This is a genomic window from Sodalis sp. (in: enterobacteria) (assembly GCF_051710625.1).
Taxonomy (GTDB): Bacteria; Pseudomonadota; Gammaproteobacteria; order Enterobacterales; family Enterobacteriaceae; genus JBPESN01.
The window spans coordinates 1-2,631 of record NZ_JBPESN010000079.1 but is presented as its reverse complement, the minus strand read 5'-3'; the positions used below and the strand labels follow the sequence as shown (position 1 = coordinate 2,631).

Here is a 2,631-nt window from a genome sequence, read left to right as displayed (position 1 = left end):
CATGCACCGCGCCGTCGCGCAGCTTGACAAACACCTCGCCGCCGTTGCTGACCCAAACCTTGGTGATGTCTGCCGCGATAACGGCCACGTCATCCCGGATTTCAACGAATTGATTAGCCATAATGTTTTTCCAGTACCGGTCCGAAAGCCTCAAGAATGTCAACAAACGCCGCCAGATGTCGGGGGTGTTTGTCCTGAATAAACGCCGAGAACAGTTTCAGAGTCTCCATGGCGGTGGCCAGCTGGCTGGGTCTCGGGCAGGCTTTTTTTGCTGGCGGCAATGGACTCGCTCCACGCATCCGTTAAGCGTGCCAGCAGCTCAACCCGCTCTGGGGCACTCAATGTGTCAGCCAGGTTGGCTTTTTCCAGTGTCTCCTGAAACTGCGCCATCAGTCTGGTCAGGATGGCGCACGCGATATCTTCCGGCGCGCCATTGGCCAGCAAATGAGCGCTGCGTATTACCTCCCAGTCATCGCCACTGTTCAGCGTCTCTTTTTTCCAGCGGCGGGCGGAATGCACACTGACGCCGCACTGGATTGCCGCCAGCTCCAGAGACAGGTTGCCGAACACATAAGCCCGGCGCAGCCCCTCGCGGGTGGCCCTGGAATGCGCCATTACACCCCCAGTCGCGCCCGTATGAGCGCAGCCCGGTGGCGACCACGCCGCCGGTCACGACACCGGCGCTACCGCCGGCCCGTGCGCCCTTCACCTACAGGCTGTCAAGGCGGCGGTCGATGCCGTCGAGCTGGGTACGAATGGTGCGCAGCTCTGCCAGCACCGGCGACATCACATCCTGTGGTTTCATGAATCATGCTCCTCATTATTTGTCGGCCTTGCGGTCGAGCTTGTTATTAACACGTTGAATACTGTCCTTAATGTCCTGCATCATGCGGTCATCAGCTGCAGGTCGCGCTGTGCATCCTTACGCCGCTGATAGTCCTGCCGTACTTGGGTCAGTTCATACTACAGGCGGCGAAGTTCTTCACTGACGCTTTTAAGGCGCTGGCCGCCGAGCGCCGATAGCAGGCTCAGGGCAATATTGAAGGCCAGATCGAGGCTCATCACGCGGTTTCTCCTGTGCGCTATAGAAAGCGTTTATCGCCTGCAGCTGGGCCCGCAGGGTCAAACACCCGGCCCCGTAGTCGCTGGCGTGGTGCAGCAACGCCTCCGGGCCAAGCCCCCCTTATACGGGGGCAGCGGCATGGGCGGCAACACCAGCAGTTTGGCCGGCGGGCGCGGACAGGGCAGTATTATCGTCGGCGGGGTAGCCGAGGGCGGCGCGGTAGCGCTGCAGCCCATCAGGTCCCAGGCCGGTATAAGCAGCGCCATCATGGGCCACCGCATAGGCAATACTCCTTGTAACTGTTGGGTTTTCAGCGTCAGGGCGTGCTGTGTGGTTTCCAGCTACGCGCTGAGCCGGTCATTGCCCCCCTGTGCAGCTGTTGCTGCCGGATCAGGGCGGTTTCCAGCGCCTGTTGTGTGGCCTGCCCTGCGCCTGCTGGCGTTGTCGAGCTTCACACTCGGCCTGCCGGGTGGCCAGTGTTGTCTGGGCAACCAGCCTGGCCTGCTGTATGCCGCGCCAGTAGCCTGCACCGCCGGGGCCAGAGCGGCAACCAGTACGACTATCCACCACAAACGGCGAATGAACTTAATCAGTGCGAGTAGCGGTGTCATCAGCGTTTCCCTGTTTACGGGCGCGTCGGGCGGTGCTAAAGCGGGCGACGTCGCCATGGGTGACCCAGGCGCTGAGATAGACCCCGAGCGTCAGGTCCGTCTCCTGACGGCTCCAGGCACAGCCCAGCACCAGCAGGGAGCTGACCAGAAACGCACCGACGATAATCACATCCGAGGTCGATAGCCGCCCCTCGGGATTAGTGACCAGCTCAGCCAAACGCGCCATCATAAGATACGCTCACACAGATGGTCGCGCAGCGGCGCGAAGTTCCCCGACGCCCAGGCCGGTACTGAAAATCCTGGGCACAGCTTGCTGGAAAATTCATTGTGGCCGTGCAGAAGTGGCCTCGGGCCAGCGCACACGCAGCGCCAATACCTGGGTGCGCAGCACGGCCCACTACGCCGACGTAAACTGGTCGGCGCGCACCAGGCAGAGAACCAGCGAATCGGCGTTATGGCCGCGCACATGGGCACCCACTTCTTCCACATCGCGCCCGATCAGCCACTGACCGTCAGCGTCAATTATACCCCATGGTAGCCAATGCTGGTTAGGCCGTTATCATTGGCCGGGGCGTCACGGTGAAAACCGCGCGCCCGGTGCCAGCGGTCAATCACCTGGGCGGTGTTTTCGCCGTCCCGGCCCAGGACGCGCCCATTAGGTGTGGCGGCACAGTGAATAATGATGCGATGAATGGCGCGGGACATAAAAAACCTCATGCAGAACATGAGTCTATTGTGGCGCAAGGTGACCGGCGGTGCCGATGATGGGGGCGTAGAGGGTAATACTCAGAACAGGGTGGGTTGCTCGGGCGGTGACTTCGCCTGACGCTGGCGCACCAGTTCGCGGACGCGGGTCGCGGCGATGCCATGGCGTGGGCACAATAGCGTTAGGGTTATGGTGGTGGACTCCCCCTCAGCCAGCAGCCGATCCAGCTCAGCCAGAAAGCAGCGGTTGCG

Annotated in this window: 4 protein-coding genes and 1 pseudogene; all 5 read right to left on the bottom strand. The window is 61.6% G+C overall.

The window, feature by feature from the left end:
* Window positions 1-113 precede the first annotated feature (113 nt).
* Entirely contained in the window at window positions 114-230 is a 117-nt protein-coding gene (locus ACTBDU_RS14435) for a hypothetical protein (protein WP_438806952.1), read from the bottom strand.
* A 103-nt stretch (window positions 231-333) separates the two neighbouring features.
* Window positions 334-615: pseudogene (locus ACTBDU_RS14430) on the bottom strand (DUF1804 family protein); the annotation flags it as partial.
* Between the two features lie 789 nt (window positions 616-1,404).
* The gene (locus ACTBDU_RS14425) at window positions 1,405-1,674 is read right to left on the bottom strand and encodes a hypothetical protein (RefSeq protein ID WP_438806951.1); all 270 of its coding nucleotides are present in this window, start codon (window positions 1,672-1,674) and stop codon (window positions 1,405-1,407) included.
* Window positions 1,649-1,903, bottom strand: coding sequence for a hypothetical protein (locus ACTBDU_RS14420; RefSeq protein ID WP_438806950.1), 255 nt, complete (start codon window positions 1,901-1,903; stop codon window positions 1,649-1,651). Before ACTBDU_RS14420 ends, ACTBDU_RS14425 begins: the two co-directional genes overlap by 26 nt.
* A gap of 293 nt (window positions 1,904-2,196) precedes the next feature.
* On the bottom strand, window positions 2,197-2,379 hold the full coding sequence (locus tag ACTBDU_RS14415) for a hypothetical protein (protein ID WP_438806949.1): 183 nt from the start codon (window positions 2,377-2,379) through the stop codon (window positions 2,197-2,199).
* Window positions 2,380-2,631 lie beyond the last annotated feature (252 nt).